Raw genomic sequence first — 18,878 nt, 5'->3', positions numbered from 1 at the left:
CCGAAGGCGCCTTTGGCGTATTCTTCCATACCGTAACAACAAAGGAAACTAATATATATTTATGTAGCAATAAGGTACTGTTATGGCATTGGCGAAAAGCACGATGCTCGATGAAGGGTGGAGGCTCGTATGCAGGACTTTCGCGTAGCAACGTTTTTAACGGTGTGCCGCACGATGAACTACACGCGCGCCGCCGAAGAGCTTAACGTGACGCAGCCGGCGGTGTCGCAGCATATTGCGTACCTGGAAAAAGCGTACGGCGCCTCTTTGTTCGATTACCGCAACAAGAAGCTTGCGCTTACCGCTGCGGGGCGTATGCTGCGCGATGCCCTGTCCACCATGGCCCATGACGAGGCGTTGCTGCGCGATCGCGTTGCCGAGGCCGTTGCCGGGTCGCGCGTCGATCTGGTTGTGGGCATGACGCTGACGGCGGGCGAGTATTTGGTTGCGGCGCCGCTTGCTGACTTCTTGGTCGAGCACCCGCGGTACCGGGTTACCGTGCGGTCCGGCGGCACGGCGGAACTGCTTGAGCTTTTGGGAATGGGCAAAATAGATTGCGCGTTCGTGGAGGGGTTCTTCGATAAGAGCGCTTACGCTTGGAACGTCTACCGAAGCGAGCGGTTCGTGTGCGTATGCGCGCCGGATCATCGCTTCAGTCAGGATCCGGGGCGGGTGGAGGACCTGTTCGGCGAGCATGTGCTGGTGCGCGAGCGGGGCTCGGGCACGCGCGCTGTGCTCGAGCATGCGCTGGCCGCCCGCAACCTTTCCGTCGATGGTTTCAGCCAGGTGAGCGTGGTGGAGAGTCTCGATATTATCAAGGTGTTCGTACAGCGGGATATGGGGATCGCGTTTCTGTACGAGGCTGCGGTTGAGCGGGAGCTGCGCGAAGGAACGCTGCGCGCCGTCGAGCTGGAAGGCTTCTCCGTGGAGCATGACATAGCCTTCATACGGCTGCGCAACAGCATTTTCGAGCAGGAATTCCAGTACCTGTTCGATTGCCTTGCCGGTTCCGGTTCGCGCGCGTAGCGTTGCTGTGGGATGCGCGCTCGGCACGATCTTTTTTTCGCGTACGGAAACTTCTTGACTTGGAGCCTGCTCCAATAGGTATGATTTTTCTTGTCACCGAATACAGGAAAGCAAGAAGGAGCGTTCGTGAAACCAGAATTCCAGAATACGTCGAAGCTCGGTTTCGGCTGCATGCGCCTGCCTTTGCTGGACCCTCAGGACCAGAAGAGCATCGACCTTGAGCAGTTCAAAGAGATGGTGGACGCGTTCATTGCGGGAGGCGGCACGTACTTCGACACCGCGTTCGTCTACCACGAGGGCGCTTCCGAGACGGCTTTGCGAGAGGCGCTGGTGCGGCGCTATCCTCGCGATTCGTTCACTATCGCCACGAAGTGCTTGGCCTGGGCGGCTCCGGATGCCCAGACGGCTCAAAGCAACCTGAGAACCTCCCTTGAGCGTTTGGGCGTCGATTACGTTGACTTTTACCTGCTGCATAACGTGGGCGGCGCTCGGACCGCCACCTTCGACGCGTATGACATGTGGGATTTTGCCAGGCGCGAGAAGGCGGCGGGGCGCATTCGGAATTGGGGATTTTCCATGCATGACGGCCCCGACGCGCTCGATGCCTTGCTGCGGGCGCACCCTGATGCCGATTTCGTTCAGCTGCAAGTGAACTACCTGGATTGGGACGATCCGGTTGTGGAAGCGCGCCGATGCATGGAGGTTGCCGAAAAGCACAACGTACCCGTGGTGATCATGGAGCCCGCCCGCGGCGGACGCCTGGCCGACCTGCCCCCGCGCGTTGCGGAGCCCTTGCTGGCGTGTCGCCCGGAGTTGAGCTTGGCTTCGTGGGCGTACCGATTCTGCTACAACCTTCCGAACGTGTTGACGGTGCTGTCGGGGATGTCCTCCCCAGATCAGGTTCGGCAAAACGTGGAAGAGCATCGCGGCAACAAGCCGTTCTCGCCTGATGAGCGCGCGGCGCTGGAGACGGCGCGGAGCATTTTGTCCAATCTGGCGTCCATTCCCTGCACCAATTGCCGGTACTGCGTCAAGGGCTGCCCGGAGCACGTGGTTATCCCCGAGATCTTAAGCCTTTTGAACCTGGAGCTTATGACCGAGAATCGCGATTTCGCGAAGGGCTTGTATTCCTGGCAGGCAGCTCCTGGGCCGGCTTCGAAGTGCATTGCCTGCGGCGCGTGCGAAGCCATGTGCCCGCAGGGCATCGACATCGTTCGTCAGCTTGAGGTTGCCGTGGACCACTTCGAGTAGGGGATGCGCCGAGTCTTTCGGTCGCAGGGCCGCGGCGGACCCGGATGCGTTTTGCTGGGTGAGACTCGTGCGCCTCCTGCACTTGGTACGAAATCGCGGGTCTGCGCTTTCCGGCGATCGTCTTCGATACCCGTCGAATCTACCGCGTTTCGATGAGCTGGTCTGTTGATGCAGGCGCTCAAAACGGTTACGGCCGATGGGCTGGTTGAGCAGCGCAGACCCGCGATTTCGCGCCAGGCAACGTGCTCGGCAGAGCGCTTTGTAAAATGATATGCTTTCTACATGTATATCTTAATAAGTCATAGAACTGCCTTGCAGTTTTGGCGCAGCGATCGGAGCCTGCTTTTTCGAAACGCCTCCGCTCGCCGCGATGCGACTTCGCGCGCCGAGCGCACGTTGGAAAAAGGCGAGCGACCGGTTTTGCCGGATGGCGTTCAACTGCCTTTCGAATGTCATCCGCCTTTCGAGGTGCTGGTATCCCGCCCTTCCGCGCGTCCGCGTTCTTCGCTGTTGACGGGACGGCTGTGGAGCGGTTCGCTTCCGAAGGGATCGTTTTTGCAGGTGGGGAATGGCGTGCTGGCCCCTTCGCCGGAATTTCTATTTCTTCTGATGGCAAGCGACCTTTCTTTGGAGGAGCTTGTGTATCAAGGCATGGAGCTGTGCGGCACCTACGCTCAGCGCAAAGAGGGCGGCACGGAATACAACCTGCCCCCGCTTACCTGCGTTTCCAAGTTGAAGGCGTTTGTCGAAGGCGCTGCTGGAGTGCGGGGCCGGAAAAAAGCCGCCCAGGCGTTGCTTTACATGAACGACGGTTCGGCGTCTCCTCGGGAATCGGCTCTCTACCTGCTGTTGTGCTTGCCGTATCGCTTGGGAGGCTACGGCATCGAGAAACCCTTCCTCAACTATCGTATCGACGTTCCTATGCGATTTCGTCGCAGTGCGTCTCAGGGGTACTGCGTTTGCGATTTGTGCTGGCCGCGGGTTAACGTATGCGTCGAATACGATTCCGACGAATGTCATACGGGCGCTCAGCATATTTCGCGCGATTCGAAGCGCCGCAACACGTTGGTGTCTATGGGGATGACCGTGATAACGGTGACTAACGGCCAGATTTCCAGTGGAGAAGCTTTGTTCAAAATCGCTGTGCTGATTGCCCAAATGACGGGCAAGAGACTGCGGTTCAAGGATCCCGAGTTCACGCGGGCGCATTACCGCTTGCGCGAGGCCGTACTGCGTTAAGGCCCCGCATGTTTTCTGGGTTTGGCGTCCAGTTTGGCACGGGATTGCGGGTCTGCGCTCCTTGAGAAATGCCTTCGATCGTTGCCGGATCTGTTGCGGCTTGTTGAGCTGGCCTGTTGGTGCAGCTGCTCAAAACAACCGCAGCCGATAGTCCGGCGAGACGACGCAGACCCGAGATTTCGTGCCAAGACCCTCGTTTTCTGTGCGCGTATCGGTGGCGGCTGGGCGTTGGTGCGAGAGTCGCCTCCGGGATCCGGGATCCGGGAAAAGGGCGACGCCTGCTTGATGCGGGAAGCGCCGCTTGGCGCGGGGCCTGTCTGATACGGGGATCCTGCTCGGCTCGGAACCCTGCTTGGCGCGGGACCCTGCTCGGCACAAGAAGCGCCGCTGTCCGCCTTTTCCGCAGGCTTCTTTACGGGTCCTTTGCCCGGATCTGACAGCTTCCTTGCTTGAACTTGGGAGCTTCTTTACCTGCGCCTGAAGTGCCTTTTACCTGCCTTCCGTACGATTGATTGCGCGCACCGGAGATCCGATGCGCGCAACAACGAAACCATCCGACACGTGCGTGTCGGAATCGCGAAAGGAAGAAAGCATGGCAGAAGGGTTTCTGAGCAGGCGCCAGTTCGTAGTGGGCGGTGCTGCGCTTGCAATGGCGGGCATGTTCGGCGCGATGACGGGCTGCACGGCTGGCGGAAGCGGCGCGGCTGCGGGCTCCTCCGAGTCGCAGACCGACGGCGGGTCCTCCGCTGAACCTATCACGATGGTATGGCTTCCTGACAACTCTTCGGCCGACATGACCTCCTCGCGCGAGGCTATCGGCGCGGCCATCACGGCAGCGTGCGGGCGCGAAGCGAAGCTGCTCACCACCACGGATTACAACGTGGCCATCGAGTCCATCGCTTCGGGCAAGGCTCAAATGGCCCTTTTGGGTCCCGAAGGTTACGTGCAGGCCAACAAGAAGAACCCCAAGGTGCAGGCTGCGTTCACCAACAGCGACAAGGACGGCGGCCTTGAAGGGGCTTGCTACTACAGCCGCATTTGCGTGCGCACCGAAGACGCCGAGCAGTACAAGAAGGGAAGCGGTTATTCGATCGAGGGCATCAAGGGCAAGTCATTCTCGTTCGTGTCGGCCACGTCCACTTCGGGCTTCAAGGTTCCGTCGAGCGGCATCGTGAAAGAGTTCGGGTTGGACAGCTCCGACCAGCTGTTGGAGGCCGGCAAGTTCTTCAGCGAAGTGCTGTTCGGCAACTCGCACGTGGGCTCGGTGGTGAACTTGCTTTCGGGCGACGCCGAGGCGGCGGCGTTTGACGACGTTGACGTGGACATGTACCTTGACCTCGTGTCCGGCGAGCCCAACAGCATCGGTGCCGTATACAAGGCGAAGGACAACGCCGAGGCCCCCATGGACACGGTGCGCGGGAAAAGCTTCACCATCATCGCGCTCACGCCGGTTTTGAACTCGCCCATCTGCTTCAACGAAGAGGCGATCTCTGATGAAGATCGCACGAAGATCGTCGAGCACTTCTGCTCCGATGCGGTTGCCGGCAACAAGCAGATCTTCATCGATCCTGAAGACAAAAACGCAAAGGGCCTGTTCAAGAAGGAATCTGAGAAGACCCGATTCGTCAAGACCGACGATGCGTGGTACGAGCCGATTCGCAAACTGGGCGGGGCGGAGTAATGCTTGACGCGCGCGTATCCGTTGCGCCGGGGGCGCCCGCATCGGCGGGCGCTTCGCCTGCGCAGGCGAAGCATCGATCCGACAACCTGCTTGATCTGCGCGGCGTGACGAAGAGCTACGACGGTTGGTCGAAGGCGCTCGACGGGGTGTCGCTTTCCCTGGCTCCGGGAGAGTTCGTCAGCATCATCGGATGCTCGGGTGCGGGCAAGTCCACGCTGCTGCGATGCGTGAACCGGCTGATCGACCCTACGCAAGGGTCGGTCCTGTTTGACGGTCGGGACGTGACGGGCGTGCGAGGTCGCGAACTTCGCGCGTGCCGCCGTCGTATTGCGATGGTGTTCCAGCACTACAACTTGGTGTATCGCGCAACCGCCATCGAGAACGTGTTGCAGGGCCGTTTGGGCTACAAGTCTACGCTTGCGGGCATGTTGGGCCTGTTCAGCGAGGAAGAGAAGCGCCGTGCGTTCGAGATTCTCGACCAGGTGGGCTTGGCGGATTTCGCTTATACGCGCACCGATCAGCTGTCCGGCGGACAGAAGCAGCGCGTGGGCATTGCCCGTGCGCTGGTGCAGGACCCGCTGCTCATGCTGGCCGACGAGCCCATTGCCAGCCTGGATCCGAAGTCTTCTCGCACCGTGATGGAGCACTTGCGTTGGGCGGCTGACGAGCTGGGCGTTGCCTGCCTGGTCAACCTGCACCAGGTGGATTTCGCGTGCGAGTTCTCCGATCGCATCGTGGCCCTCAAGAAAGGCCAGCTGGTGTTCGATGGCTCCCCTGCCGATCTGACCGAAGAGATCATTGCCGACATTTACGATTCGGGCGAAGACGACGAATCCGGCCGCGGCGAAGCGTCGCGTGCGGGTGGAAAGGCGCAGCCCTTGTCCGACGAGTCGACGGGAGAGGCTGCATGATCGATCGCGCTATCAGACGTGCGCCCGTTGCGGCCGTGCGCGCAAAATTACGCGGTCATCGTGCTGTTCCGCGGGGTCAGTACGACGGGTCCTTCTTCCTGCGACGCACCGTATCCCTTGTTGCGGCCGCCGCAGTGTTTCTTGCGTTGGGCGCGCTGTCGGGCACCTACGTCGGATTCGATTTCATCCAGGCGGTGCTTGACGTTCCGGGCGGGTTCGTATGGATGGCCACGCAGTTCGTTCCGTCGGTCTCGTCCCTTCAGAAGCTGGGCACCATTCTGCCCGCTTTGGCATCGACCGTGCTGGCTTCGATCGCGTCGAGTTGCACGGCGGCGATCCTGGCGTACGTATGCGCGGTTTTGGGCTCTCGATCGGTGGGGGTGGGCGGTCCGATTCCCCTTGCGGTGAGGGCTATCGCGTCGCTGTTTCGCAATATTCCGGTGGTTGCCTGGGCGTTCATCTTGCTGTTCTCGTTCAAACAAAGCGAGTTCACGGGTTTCTTCGCGCTGTTCTTGACCAGTTTCGGCTATTTGACAAGGTGCTTTTTGGAAAGCATCGACGAGATGGGCTCTGGTCCCGTGGAGGCGTTGCGCGCCGCGGGGGCCAGCTACGGGCAGATCGTGGCGCAGGCCGTCATTCCCATGAGCATCACGTCGGTTGTCAGCTGGGTGCTGTACATGATCGAGACGAACATTCGCGATGCCACGCTCATCGGCCTTTTGACGGGAACGGGCATCGGCTTCGTGTTCGACGTGTACTACAAGAGCTTTCGCTACGACGTTGCCGGGTTGGTGATCCTGGCGATCATTCTGGCGGTTGTGGCGTGCGAGCTCACGTCGAACTACGTGAGGAGGAAGATCATATGATGCGCAACGCCGACAAGGTGGCTGCGGAGGCGATGGCCTCGTCCATTGCGGAGGACGCAGGCTACGTGCACGGGGCTTCTGCCGACATGCGGGGCGTTGGAGCCGGGGCCGCCGCCTCGGTTGACGGGAGCTTCGGAGGCGGGGCTTCGCCTGCGGTGGCCGGTGCGCGCGTTACGCGTTCGGGCAAGATCAAGACCCATGTGGCCAGCGCTTCGAACAAAGCCCTGTACACGGTTCTGGGCGTTCTGGCCGTCGTGACCGTGTACGCCCTGGTAACCATGGACTACGGCAAGGTCTCGTTCTTCGCTGCAATGGCTGCCGCTGTCGAGGATTTCTTCATGATGATGCTGCAGCCGGGGCTTGGCGGGCACTTCACGCTGCCTGACGTGATGGAGGGGCTGTTCGTGTCGTTGGCCTTGGCGCTGCTTACGACGTTCATCGGCGCGGTGATCGCGTTCGTGCTGGGCCTTCTGGCTGCGTCGAACCTGTCAAGCAGAGCCGTAAGCAACGCCATCAAGGTGTTCATGAGCGTGGCCCGCGCCGTTCCCACCATCTTATGGGTGCTCGTGTTCTCGGTGGCTATCGGGCTGGGCCCTGAGGCGGCGGTCACCGGCTTGCTGTTTCATAGCGTGGCGTATTTGGTGAAAGCGTATTCGGAAAGCTTCGAAGAGGTGGACGCCGGCGTGCTGGAGGCGCTGCGCGCGAGCGGGGCTTCATGGTGGCAGGTGGTGTTTCGGGGCGTGGTGCCCGAAAAAGTGAACGAAATGCTCTCGTGGACGTTCATCCGTTTCGAGATCAACTTTGTGAACGCTGTGGCCGTGGGGGCCGTGGCGGGCGCGGGCGGCATTGGCTACCAGCTGTTCTTGGCGGGAAGCTTCTACTACAACATCCATGAGGTGGGGCTGATCGTGTACCTGTGCTTGGCGGTTGCGGTGGTGCTGGAAGTGGTGGCTACGAAGCTGCGGAAGCGCTATATCGTGCAGCGGTGAACTTCGCCTGCGCTGGGTTCGTGGTGGTTGAGATTCAACTTGTAATGAAAGGAATGCTGTGACTTTGAAGCGATACGAACGCACGCGCGCTCTCGTGGAGGGCGACCCTGCGCTGGCGCGGGCTATCGTGTGCGAAATCGAGCGCGATGCGGCGCCGGGCGCCATCGTCGTGCTCGATGACCCTCGCGAAGAGCTGGTGATGATGCAGGTGCGCGAGACGGCGCAAGGAACCCTGTTCTACCTGGGCGAAGCGCTGGCAACGTCGTGCCGCGTGCGCATGGGGGATGCTGTTGGCTTGGGGCTGGTCTTGGGAAGCGATCGCTGCCGCGCCTACGAGCTGGCCGTGGTGGATGCGGCGTTTTCCGGGGAGGCGGGCGCGGCTCGCGCGCAGCGCTGGGAGCCTCGGCTTGCCGATGAGCTTGCTCGCATTGCCGAGCGAGACGCAGCCGATGCGCGCCGCGTCGACGCCACGCGCGTGGATTTCTCGACCATGGAGGTAGAAGCATGATGATCAGGGAGGATGCGGATCTGCATCGTATGCAGCGGACGTTTCGCAGCGTGTTGGACGCGTTTGCGTACCCGGGTACCGTTCATCGCGTCGAGGCCGCGCCCGACAATCCTGCGCGCCCGACGGCTCTGGATCCGGCGCTTGAGTCGATCGTACGGCTGTTCGTCGATCAGGCGGTGACGTTCGCCGTGGCCGATGTGGAGCCGGATGCTCTGGCCGCGTACGTGACCAGCGAATCGCATGCGTCTCGCGCTTCCGTTTGCGACGCCGGTTTCGTCATCGTGCCGGCACGTGCGGATGCGCGCATGGCAGCCGAGGCCGTGTTGGAGTCGTGCCGCGGAACGCTGATGGCCCCGGAGAAAGGAGCCACCCTGCTCATGGGCTGCACGCGTATCGCGGAGGCTTCCGCTGCGACCGAGCGCACTGAGCCGGCGATGTTTGCTGTCGAGGTGCGCGGGCCGGGCGTGCGGGATGCGAACCGCTTTGCCATCGACCGCATCGGTTGGGCCGAAGCCCGTGCGGCGCGCGAGGACGAGTTTCCGTGCGGCGTGGAAATGGTGCTGGTCGATCCTTCGGGCAACGTGGTGGCCGTTCCCCGCAGCTCGCGCGTGACGTGTGTTGGCGAGCTCGACGCCAAGGGGGTGCTCTAAATGGGATACGTTGCGGTTCGCGGCGGCGGCAAGGCCATCGAGGAAAGCCTCAAGCTGCTTGAGCTCGAACGCGTCAGCTCTTCGGCAGCGTGGGGAACCGACCAGATCGAGGGCACGTTTCCTGACCTGATCGACCAGGTGATGGGCGAGGCGTCGCTGTACGCCCCGCGCTTGGCGGCGCTTGCGCTCAAGCAGGCGCAAGGATCGCCCGATGAAGCGGTGTTTCTTCTGCGCGCGTTTCGCTCGACGCTGGAGCGGCCGTACGTTTCGCGGCCCATCGATACGGGGAGCATGCGCGCGAATCGCCGGGTGTCGGCGGCATTCAAGGACGTTCCGGGAGGTCAGGTTCTTGGCGCTACGCGCGATTACGGCCATCGTCTGCTCGCGTTCGACCTGGAGACCGAAGACGAGGAAGTCCTTGCGGAAAAGCGCGCGGAGCTGCTGCGTCACTTTGACGAGGACGCCTGCGCCGCAACTGCCGCTGCAGACGGCGCGCTCCCCGCTGCGCTTCCGCGCGTTTTGGATTACCTGCGCGGCGAAGGACTGGTCGAACCCGTGCGATGCGATGATACCCCGCCGGTTGACGCCACCATGGTCCCGCTCACGTTTCCCGCGCCGCGTTCCGTGCGCTTGCAAACGCTTGCGCGCGGCATGACGCAGGCCGTCGAGGCGTTGGGGTACGCGGCCATTCGCGGCTTCGGGCCCGCGCATCCCACGGTGGGCGAGCTGCGCAGCGGCACGGTTGCGGTGTCGGTCGATCACCCGCTGGAGGCGGGCGGCGCCGAAGACGCGTACTACCTGGGGTCGGTTCCCCTTACCGAAGTCGAAAGCGTGTTCATGTCCCATGAGGACGAGGCGGCGAACCTGTCGGCCGGCTTGTCTTTGGCCGTGGGCTACGGCTGCGTGTTCGGCCGCGCCGAGACCAAGGCCATCGCCATGAGCGTGCTCGATCGCTGCTTGGAGCTGGGCGATGCGCGCTATCCCACTGAAGACGAGGAGTTCGTTTTGTACCACGTGGACGGCGTGGAGGCTACGGGGTTCATCTCGCACCTCAAGCTGCCGCACTACGTCACGTTCCAATCGAAGCTGTCCAGCGTGCGCGGCACGCGCGAGGAAGGGAAGGGGCCTGCCGATGCAGCAGCGCTATAATTACGCGTTTTTCGACGAGGCGTCGAAGCGCGAGATCCGCCGCGCGATCATCAAAGGCGTGTCCATCCCGGGTTATCAGGTGCCCTTCGCGTCGCGCGAAATGCCCATCGGACGCGGGTGGGGCACGGGCGGGTTGCAGATCACGCTCAGCCTGATCGGGCGCGATGACGTGCTCAAGGTGATCGACCAGGGGTCGGACGACAGCGTGAACGCCGTCAACATCAAGAAGCTGGTGGCCGACACCACCGATGTCGAGGTCACCGACGTTACCGAAGAGGCCACGCTGGTGCAGTCGCGCCATCGCATTCCCGAGCAGCCGCTGCGCGCAGACCAGGTGCTGGTGCTTCAGGTGCCCACGCCCGAGCCGTTGCGCAGCTTCGAGCCGAGCGAGGCCGTCACGCGGCGCCTGCATGCGGAAGCCGACTACACAGGCGCGTGGCTGGAGCTGTTCGACCAGATCGTGCGATTTAACATGACCACGACGGGCGCCGATCACCCCGTGCTTGTGCACGATCGCTACGTCATGGCCCCGTCTCCCATTCCTCGTTTCGACAACATGAAGCTTCACCAGGCCGATCACCTGACCCTGCTGGGTGCAGGCCGCGAGAAGAAGATATACGCGGTGCCTCCTTACACGAACGTCGCTCCCTTGGATTTCGAGGACTATCCCTTCGCGGTGGAGCGCTTCGACGGCAAGCAGTGCCGCTTGTGCGGCGCTCGGAACGTGTACCTGGACGAGTTGGTGGACGAGGAAACCGGCGCCGTGTTCTATCAGTGCAACGACACCGCGTTCTGCGCTTCGTCGACCCTGCGAACGACCAGTGATTCTTTGGAAGGAGCGCCCCATGCTTGATGCGCAGCACTTCGGCGCAGATGAAACGCCCAGCTTGTCGGTGCGCCACCTGTCGAAGCGGTTCGGCTCCGGTTGCGCGTATTGCCTGGATTCCTCGGCGCAGCTCGAGCGCAACGTGTGCCCGCGCTGCGGTACGGTGCATGCGGTGCGCGACGTGAGCTTGGACGTGTTCCCCGCCGAGATCGTGGGCGTGGTGGGCGAGTCCGGCAGCGGAAAGTCCACGTTCATGAAGTGCCTGTTCTTCGACGAGGAGGCAACGTCGGGCGACGTTCGCGCACTGCCGTACGACGGTGGCGCCGCCAACCTGTTCGATTTGTCGTCGCAGCAGCGTCGGGCTATTCGGAACACGGTGTTCGGCATGGTGTATCAGAACCCGTATCTGGGCTTGCGGATGGATTTTTCCAGCTTGTCCAACATTGCCGAGCAGATGATAGCCGCAGGCAGCCGCAACGTGGGCGCCATGCGCGCACGAGGCGAGGACTTGCTGGAGCGCGTGAACATACCGCAGGCGCGCGCGGTGGAGCCGCCGCGCAACTTTTCCGGCGGCATGCAGCAGCGCGTTCAGATTGCGAAGGCCCTGTCCAACAACCCGCCCATCCTGCTGCTCGACGAGGTGACCACGGGGCTCGACCTGTCCGTGCAGGCCGCCGTGCTCGATCTTATCCAGCAGATCAGGCGCGACTTCAACGTGAGCATGTTGGTGGTAAGCCACGACCTGGGCGTTATCCGCATGCTGGCTGATCGCACCCTGGTCATGCTGGACGGCCGCGTCATCGAAAGCGGCCTGACCGACCAGATCCTCGAGGATCCCCAGCATGCCTACACCCAGCAGCTCGTCTATTCGCTGCTCTGACGAGCAGCGGGTTCCGGCGGTCGGTAGACCGCCGGAACCGCCCGACGCTGCGGGAGCTTCCGGCACCCAATCTTGGCGCTCCAGGCCCTCGTCGCGTGCAAAAGCACGCTTCCTCGAGCCTTCGCGCCAATCTTGGGCACCGGGAAGCCCCCTCGCTGACGTACTACGCCAACCAGCACGCCCCGCATGCCGCCTGGCGGCGGCATGGGCAGGTCGCTTCGCTCCTGCCCGACCAACTCCCGAAAGGAATTCTTCCATGGACAACAGCTCTTGCATCATCCGCGGCGGTACGGTGGTGTGCGCCGATCGCGTATTGCCCGATCACGACGTTGTCGTGATCGATGGGCGCATCGCTTCCATCGAGCCTTCCAGCGTGTCGGATTTCGACGCGCAGCCCGATTCCGTCGTCGGCGTGCTTCCCGTAGTCGATGCGCGCGGCGCGTATGTGGCTCCCGGGCTGATCGACATCCACTCCGACTACGTGGAAAACGTGGCCTCGCCGCGCCCGAGCGTGGTCATGGACCTGAGCACGTCGCTGTACAAGGCCGACCGCGAGCTGGTGTCGCACGGCGTGACCACCATCTTCCACTCGCTTTCGGTGTACGGGGCGCACATCTTCGACCACAAGCCCATTCGCGATTTCGGAAACGTGAGCGCGCTCATCGACCGCGTGGCGGCGCTGCGCGGCGGCGAAGAGCGCGACCACCTCATTCGCCACCGCCTGCACATGCGCGTGGAATTGGACTCGGTGGATCTGTACGACGACATCGAGGAGTTCTTGCGTTCGGGCAAAGTGGATCTGGTGTCGTTCATGGATCACACCCCCGGCCAGGGCCAGTACCGTGACCTGCTGGTGTTCGGCGACACGCTCAAAGGCTACCGTGACGTTTCCGACGACGAGGTGCGCGATATCGTCCGTCAGCAGCAGGAAAGCCAGAAAATGACGTACGCCCAGATCACCGCCTTGGCTTCCATCGCGCGCGAGCGCGGCGTGTCCATTGCCTCGCACGACGACGACAGCGTGGAGAAGCTTGCTTTCATGGACGGCTTGGAGGCCACCATTTCCGAGTTTCCCATTTCGCTCGACATCGCCCGCGAGGCGCGGGCGCGCGGCATGCACACGATTGCCGGGGCGCCCAACGTCATGCTGGGCCACAGCCATTCGGGCAATCTGAGCGCACGCGAGGCCGTGCAGGCCGGCGCGATCGACGTGCTGTGCAGCGATTACTATCCGGCGGCGCTGCTCGATGCCGTGTTCACGTTGCGCGATCGGTGCGGGTTGGATATCGCGCGAGCATTTTCCCTGGTCAGCATCAATCCCGCGAAAGCTGCGGGCATTGCGGACGAGGTGGGCTCCCTTGCCGTGGGCAAGCGCGCGGACATCTTGCTGGTGCGCGAGATCTCCTGCGGAGAAAGCGCTGGCGGCACCTCGACCGGCTTGGCGCAAGGCGCGGGCAAGCGCACCATGCCGGTGGTCACGCGCGCGTTCGTGGGCGGCCATTCCGTGTTTCGCTCGCACTATCCCGATCAGCCGTGCGGGTACGGGCGCGACCTTGCCGAGTGCGACAAGGCTGTTCGCGCACCCCGCGCCGCGTGCGTCGAGGTGATGTAGCATGACCGTCGAGCGTTCCGACGGCCTGGAGCCATGCACGGCCGTCCAGGGAGCTCCCGCAGCTCCCTTGCTTCAGATCGAGGGCCTGTCGAAGTCGTTTTTGCTCCATCGGGTGGACCGGAGGATCCAGGGGTGCCACGACATTTCGTTCTCCATCGCCCCCGGTCAGTTCGTGGGCATTACCGGTCGCAGCGGCAGCGGGAAGTCCACCATCCTGCGCTGCATCTGGCGCACGAACCTGCCTGAGCACGGGCGTATCCTGTACGACTCCGCGCGCTTCGGCCTGGTGGACATCGCCCAGGCCACGCAGCGCCAGATGCTGTACCTGCGCTCCTACGAACTGGGCTACGTGTCCCAGTTCTTAAATGCCCTGCCGCGCCAAACCGCGCGCGACATCGTGTTGAGAAGCGCATTGGAAGCCTACGGCGCGACCGAGCGCGAGCGGGCGGAGGCGGAAACCGAGCGGATGCTTCGCCACTTCGACCTGGACGAAGAGCTGTGGGAGCTGTATCCGCGCACGTTTTCGGGAGGCGAGAAGCTGCGGCTCAACATTGCGGCGGCCATGATCAAGCGCCCCCGGCTGCTGCTGCTCGACGAGCCCACGGCATCGCTCGACAATGCGTCGAAGCTGAAGGTGCGCGATCTGATCCAGCAGCTCAAAGCCGAGGGAACCACCATGCTCGGCATTTTCCACGACCTCGAATTCATGGAGGGGTTGTGCGATCATGAGTTCAACATGCAGGAAGGGATGATGGCGTGATCGAAGATCTCCATGTGCATACCACCGTTTCGGACGGCTCGGACACGTTCGAGGAGGTGCTCGAGCAGGCGCGCCAGCGCGGCATTGGGCGCGTGGCGTTCACGAACCACGACACGACGCGAGGGCTTGACCAGGCAGCCAAGCTGGGAGAGCGACTGGATGTTCGCGTGGTGGGCGGCGTGGAGATAAGCGCGTACGATTTCGAGCGCATGCGCAAGGTGCACGTGCTGGGCTTGGGACTGCACGAGGGGGCGTCAGCGGTGGAGGCCCTGTGCGCGCCCACGCTCGAGCGTCGCAACGCGAATTCGCTTTGGCAGCTTGATCGGTTGGCATCGGCCGGCTATCGTGTCGATGTGTCGAAGGCCCTTGCGCTGAGCTGCGCTTCCACGGCGTTGTACAAGCAGCACATCATGGCGGCGCTCACCGATGAGCCGTACGTATCCGCAGCCTATCGCGCGCTGTACCGAAGCTTGTTCAAGAACGGCGGCATCTGCGATCGCGATATCGCGTACGTGGACGCGCGCGATGCCGTGACGGCTATCGTGGAGGACGGGGGGCTGGCTGTTTTGGCGCACCCCGGTCAGCTGGATAGCTACGATATGGTTCCGGCGCTTGCGGAATGCGGTTTGGGAGGTATCGAGCGGTTCCACCCCGACCACACGCCCATCGATCATGCGCGCTGTGCGAATGTGGCCGAACGCTACGGATTGATATGCACGGGCGGGTCGGATTACCATGGCCGGTTCGGAGGAATCCCGTATCTGGGCTTTCGCATTCCTGCTGCCTAGCCCGTCGGCTTGTCTTGCCGCTTGGGGCGGCGGTTTGGCCGGGCACGCCCGCACAGGCGGACGGCCGGGCCGCCGCGCCCACGCGCCCGCACGGCTCGACCGCCGCGCCGCCGCGCCCGGACCGCCCCACGCCCCCGTACGCCGCATCCCCACACCCACACCCACACCCACACCCGCGTCCCCAACACGCTCCACCACTTTACTGCGCTAAACCGTAGAACCCCCTGAAACGACCGCTCGGGGGCCGTCAGGCCCTGCCTATCCAGTTCGAAACGCATAGTTCTTTGATAAAACGCGCTCGGGGCCGTATAGTGGTGCGACTGCATACCATGTGCATGTTCGGAAAGAGCGAACATTGTGGAAAGGGGAGAGGATATGAATATCAAGAAATGGGGCCTCGTTGCCGTTGCGGGCATGCTGGCCGCAACGCTGACGCTGTTCGGCTGCTCGTCCGGCGACCAGAACGCCGCTTCGGATGCAGCGGGAGCCGACGGGGGCTACCAGCTGGTCAACGGCGGTAAGCTTACCGTTGCCGCATCGCTCGATTTTCCGCCGTTCGAGAATCTTAACGGCGACAAGCCCGAGGGTTTTGCGGTGGACCTCATGAACGCCCTTGCCAAGGAAATGGGCCTTGAGTGCGAGTACCTGCCTTCCACCAAGTTCGACACCATCGTTCCGCTTATCCAGGCTGGCGGCAAGGCCGACGTGGGAGTTTCCTCGTTCACCATCACCGACAAGCGCCTGCAGCAGATCGACTTCACCGATTCGTACTGCGACGTGAACCAGAGCATCACCGTGCGCAAGGATTCGGGCATCACCGACGTGTCGCAGCTTGAGGGCAAGAAGATCGGCGCTCAGTCCGGCACGACCGGCTACGAGTGGGCTGCCGAGAACATCAAGGACGCCGAAGTGACCGCGTACGACGAGATGACGGCCGTGTTCGCCGCCCTCGATTCGGGCCAGATCGACGCGATTTCCGTTGACCTGCCCGTTGCGAACTATTACGTGAAGGCGTATTCCGACTGCGAAGTCATCAAGGAGATTCCCACGGGCGAGCAGTACGCCGTTGTGGTGAGCAAAGAGAATCCTGAGCTGACGAAGGCTCTCAACGAAGCGCTCAAGGCCGTGCGGGACAACGGCACGTACGACGAGCTTGTTGCCAAGTGGCTCAAGTAGTCTGACTGTTTCGAATCATGAACATCGTTAACGGTGCAAAAGCGCACATCGCTCGTGTCGCAGTGGTCTTGGCCGCTGCGGCACTTGCCGTTTCGCTGGCCCAGCCCTTGTGCGCGCATGCGTTGGAAACCGAGCGTTGGAGCGCCCAGCCCAACGACGCCGACGGTTCGCAGGTGCTCGGTGCCACGCCCACGCGCGTTACGTGGCAGGGTCAAACAGCCGAGGACGAGTCTTTGTCCCAGGTGGTCATCGACTTGCCCGAAGGTTCCACGGTTGAAGCTGAAAACGTGAAGGTCACGGTCATGAACGGGCTCGACCGTTTGGACGTGGCCGCTCAGGCGACGGTCGACGGCGTGCGGGTGACGGCGTCTTTCGCTGATCCCGCTCCTGCCGGTTCGCTTGTCATGCTGGAATGCAATCGCGTGTTGCTACCGGGCGGAGGCGGAAGCTTCGGCCTGGCGGGAAGCTACACAACCGCCGATGGGCAGCAGCATGACATGCCTGCAACCGACAAGACGTTCACCGTAGTCAGCACGTCGCCAGCCGATCAGCTGTCCTCGTGGCTCGGGCAGCAAGAATGGGTGAAGGCGTGGAACTCCAACAAGTTCCTCCATCTGTTCTTCGATCCCACGATCGTCGTGACATCGGTGCCCACGGTATTCTCCGGTTGGCTTGTGGCCCTTGCGCTGGTGGTGGTCAGCTTCCCGCTGTCCATACCCCTGGGGTTGATGTGGTCGTTCCTTCGCATGGCGAAAAGCCGTATTCCGCGCGCTATCGGCGCAACGTACATCAACGTCGTGCGCGGCACGCCGCTGTTCTTGCAGATCTACATCGCGTTCTTCGGTCTGCCGCTGCTCGGCATCAAGATGGACCTGTTCGTCCTGGGAGCCATCGTGCTGGTGCTGAACTCCAGCGCGTATCTGGCCGAGATATTCCGTGCGGGCATCCAGTCCATCAACACGGGCCAGTTCGAAGCGGCCCGCTCATTGGGCATGAACGGCGCGCAGACTATGTTCTACGTGATCATTCCGCAGACCATTCGTCGCGTCATTCCTACGATGACCAGCGAGTTCATCCTTATGTACAAGGACACCTCGCTCTTGGCGGCTGTCGGCGTTATGGAAATCATGATGTTCTCGAAGACCATCACGGCGGCAACGGGCAACGTAACGCCCTACATCGTGGCCGCGGGCTTCTACTTGATCGTGACCATCCCCATGACGAAGCTCATCAACTCGATGGAGCAGCGCATGGCGGGCGGTCGCAGGAAGCGCAAGAAGGGCGCGCATGCGGGTTTGGGCAGCAATCCCACCGATGCGATCCTTCCCGATTCCGACGCTGCCGTAGCGCGCAGCATTCGCATGTCCGAGACGTTTGCCGGCCCGGGTGCGGTGGGGGACGACCCCTCGCCCAGCGGCCGACTGAGCCATTAAGGAGGTGCTTCCATGAACGATGTAAAGGAATCTTCGGAGGCCCCCGTCGTGCGTATCGAAGGACTGCGCAAGGCGTTTGGCGACAACGTGGTGCTGCGGGGCATTGACCTTGACGTGTATCGCGGCGAAGTGGTGGTTATCCTGGGGCCGTCCGGCTCGGGAAAGTCCACGCTGCTTCGGTGCGTGAACATGCTGGAAACGCCCACCGAGGGCCGCATCTTCTTCGAGGATACCGAGATCACCTCGAAGAAGACCGACATCAACAAAGTGCGCGCCAAGGTTGGCATGGTGTTTCAGAACTTCAATCTGTTCCCGCACCTTACGGCGAAGCGCAACGTGATGCTGGCTCAGCAGAAGGTGCTCCGTCGCGGCAAGGAGGAGTCCGAGCAGATCGCGATCGAGCAGCTTGAGCGCGTGGGCCTTGGCGAGCGCGTGGAGTACAAGCCGTCCGAGCTGTCGGGCGGCCAGCAGCAGCGCGTGGCTATTGCGCGCGCGTTGGCCATGGATCCCCATGTCATGCTGTTCGACGAGGCTACCAGCGCGCTTGATCCAGAGCTTGTGCGCGACGTTCTGGGCGTTATGAAAAGCCTGGCGAAAGCGGGTATGACCATGATCGTGGTCACGCACGAAATGGGCTTCGCGCGCGATGTGGCCGACCGCGTCATCTTCATGGACGGCGGCTTCATCGTGGAGCAGGGAACGCCGGAAGAGGTGTTCGACCATCCGAAGTCCGACCGTACCAAAGACTTCCTCGGACACATTTCGTAACCCGTCCGAATACTGCGTAGAAAAGAGAGGGCCGGACTCCTGGAGTTGCGGCCCTCTCTTTGCGTGCGGCGCCGGTGCCGTCGAGCGCGATCGCGTTTTCCGTGAGCATCCCTTCATTCACGTTTAGCGTGCCAAGGAGGATAGCCTGATACAGGTCATTGTCCTGGTGCTTCTTATCCCAAAACGCAAGGCTGACCAGGAGGCCCGTATCTCCCAGGCAGCATCTGGAAGTCGAGTGCTCCGCGCTCAGTTTCTCGCCCGCCCCCGCTCCAGCCCCCATCCCACCCCCCCCCATCCCGCGCCCGCACCCATCCCGCACCCCCCCCCCCCCGAGTTCTACGCTTCCCTTACGAGGTCGAATATCT

The 18,878-nt window shown here is 62.4% G+C and carries 18 protein-coding genes; all 18 read left to right on the top strand.

Translation table 11 applies throughout. The features are described from left to right. Positions 1 to 129: 129 nt before the first annotated feature. The 18 genes from LQE90_RS02310 (at position 130) to LQE90_RS02225 (ending at position 18,513) form a co-directional block, all read left to right on the top strand. Positions 130 to 1,026: a LysR family transcriptional regulator gene (locus tag LQE90_RS02310; RefSeq protein ID WP_216529199.1), complete on the top strand. Its 897-nt coding sequence runs from the start codon at positions 130 to 132 to the stop codon at positions 1,024 to 1,026. A gap of 126 nt (positions 1,027 to 1,152) precedes the next feature. Beyond that, positions 1,153 to 2,277 (top strand): aldo/keto reductase, encoded by a 1,125-nt coding sequence (locus tag LQE90_RS02305; protein WP_216529200.1) that lies wholly within the window; start codon positions 1,153 to 1,155, stop codon positions 2,275 to 2,277. A gap of 561 nt (positions 2,278 to 2,838) precedes the next feature. Beyond that, positions 2,839 to 3,516, top strand: coding sequence for a DUF559 domain-containing protein (locus LQE90_RS02300; RefSeq protein ID WP_231088191.1), 678 nt, complete (start codon positions 2,839 to 2,841; stop codon positions 3,514 to 3,516). 592 nt (positions 3,517 to 4,108) lie between these two features. Then, complete coding sequence (locus LQE90_RS02295) at positions 4,109 to 5,197, top strand: phosphate/phosphite/phosphonate ABC transporter substrate-binding protein (protein WP_216529201.1); 1,089 nt, start codon at positions 4,109 to 4,111, stop codon at positions 5,195 to 5,197. Next, complete coding sequence (phnC, locus tag LQE90_RS02290) at positions 5,197 to 6,108, top strand: phosphonate ABC transporter ATP-binding protein (RefSeq protein ID WP_114566611.1); 912 nt, start codon at positions 5,197 to 5,199, stop codon at positions 6,106 to 6,108. The genes LQE90_RS02295 and phnC overlap by 1 nt, the downstream gene beginning before the upstream one ends. Continuing rightward, positions 6,105 to 6,974, top strand: coding sequence for a PhnE/PtxC family ABC transporter permease (locus tag LQE90_RS02285; RefSeq protein WP_114566610.1), 870 nt, complete (start codon positions 6,105 to 6,107; stop codon positions 6,972 to 6,974). The genes phnC and LQE90_RS02285 overlap by 4 nt, the downstream gene beginning before the upstream one ends. Then, complete coding sequence (locus tag LQE90_RS02280; RefSeq protein ID WP_114566609.1) at positions 6,971 to 7,963, top strand: PhnE/PtxC family ABC transporter permease; 993 nt, start codon at positions 6,971 to 6,973, stop codon at positions 7,961 to 7,963. The genes LQE90_RS02285 and LQE90_RS02280 overlap by 4 nt, the downstream gene beginning before the upstream one ends. Positions 7,964 to 8,021: 58 nt before the next feature. Continuing rightward, positions 8,022 to 8,471: a phosphonate C-P lyase system protein PhnG gene (locus tag LQE90_RS02275; RefSeq protein WP_231088169.1), complete on the top strand. Its 450-nt coding sequence runs from the start codon at positions 8,022 to 8,024 to the stop codon at positions 8,469 to 8,471. Further along, a complete protein-coding gene (gene phnH, locus LQE90_RS02270; RefSeq protein WP_114566607.1) occupies positions 8,468 to 9,121 on the top strand; it encodes a phosphonate C-P lyase system protein PhnH in 654 nt (217 codons plus the stop codon). The genes LQE90_RS02275 and phnH overlap by 4 nt, the downstream gene beginning before the upstream one ends. Next, positions 9,122 to 10,270, top strand: a complete 1,149-nt coding sequence (locus tag LQE90_RS02265; RefSeq protein ID WP_216529202.1) for a carbon-phosphorus lyase complex subunit PhnI — start codon at positions 9,122 to 9,124, stop codon at positions 10,268 to 10,270. After that, positions 10,254 to 11,123: an alpha-D-ribose 1-methylphosphonate 5-phosphate C-P-lyase PhnJ gene (locus tag LQE90_RS02260; protein WP_216529203.1), complete on the top strand. Its 870-nt coding sequence runs from the start codon at positions 10,254 to 10,256 to the stop codon at positions 11,121 to 11,123. The genes LQE90_RS02265 and LQE90_RS02260 overlap by 17 nt, the downstream gene beginning before the upstream one ends. Beyond that, a complete protein-coding gene (locus LQE90_RS02255; protein WP_216529204.1) occupies positions 11,116 to 11,976 on the top strand; it encodes an ATP-binding cassette domain-containing protein in 861 nt (286 codons plus the stop codon). The genes LQE90_RS02260 and LQE90_RS02255 overlap by 8 nt, the downstream gene beginning before the upstream one ends. 256 nt (positions 11,977 to 12,232) lie before the next feature. Then, positions 12,233 to 13,588: an alpha-D-ribose 1-methylphosphonate 5-triphosphate diphosphatase gene (locus LQE90_RS02250; protein WP_216529205.1), complete on the top strand. Its 1,356-nt coding sequence runs from the start codon at positions 12,233 to 12,235 to the stop codon at positions 13,586 to 13,588. A 1-nt stretch (position 13,589) separates the two neighbouring features. Further along, on the top strand, positions 13,590 to 14,348 hold the full coding sequence (locus LQE90_RS02245) for a phosphonate C-P lyase system protein PhnL (RefSeq protein WP_231088168.1): 759 nt from the start codon (positions 13,590 to 13,592) through the stop codon (positions 14,346 to 14,348). Continuing rightward, entirely contained in the window at positions 14,345 to 15,136 is a 792-nt protein-coding gene (gene phnPP / locus LQE90_RS02240) for a phosphoribosyl 1,2-cyclic phosphate 1,2-diphosphodiesterase (protein ID WP_216529206.1), read from the top strand. Before LQE90_RS02245 ends, phnPP begins: the two co-directional genes overlap by 4 nt. 375 nt (positions 15,137 to 15,511) lie before the next feature. Further along, on the top strand, positions 15,512 to 16,312 hold the full coding sequence (locus LQE90_RS02235; RefSeq protein WP_216529207.1) for an ABC transporter substrate-binding protein: 801 nt from the start codon (positions 15,512 to 15,514) through the stop codon (positions 16,310 to 16,312). 17 nt (positions 16,313 to 16,329) lie between these two features. Then, complete coding sequence (locus LQE90_RS02230; RefSeq protein WP_216529208.1) at positions 16,330 to 17,745, top strand: amino acid ABC transporter permease; 1,416 nt, start codon at positions 16,330 to 16,332, stop codon at positions 17,743 to 17,745. Between the two features lie 12 nt (positions 17,746 to 17,757). Then, positions 17,758 to 18,513 carry an amino acid ABC transporter ATP-binding protein gene (locus LQE90_RS02225; RefSeq protein ID WP_114568041.1) on the top strand — a complete coding sequence of 252 codons (756 nt, stop codon included), beginning with the start codon at positions 17,758 to 17,760 and terminating at the stop codon, positions 18,511 to 18,513. Positions 18,514 to 18,878 lie beyond the last annotated feature (365 nt).

Source organism: Paraeggerthella hominis (genome assembly GCF_021044775.1).
Taxonomy (GTDB): Bacteria; Actinomycetota; Coriobacteriia; order Coriobacteriales; family Eggerthellaceae; genus Paraeggerthella; species Paraeggerthella hominis.
This window is presented reverse-complemented; position numbering and strand designations above follow the sequence as displayed.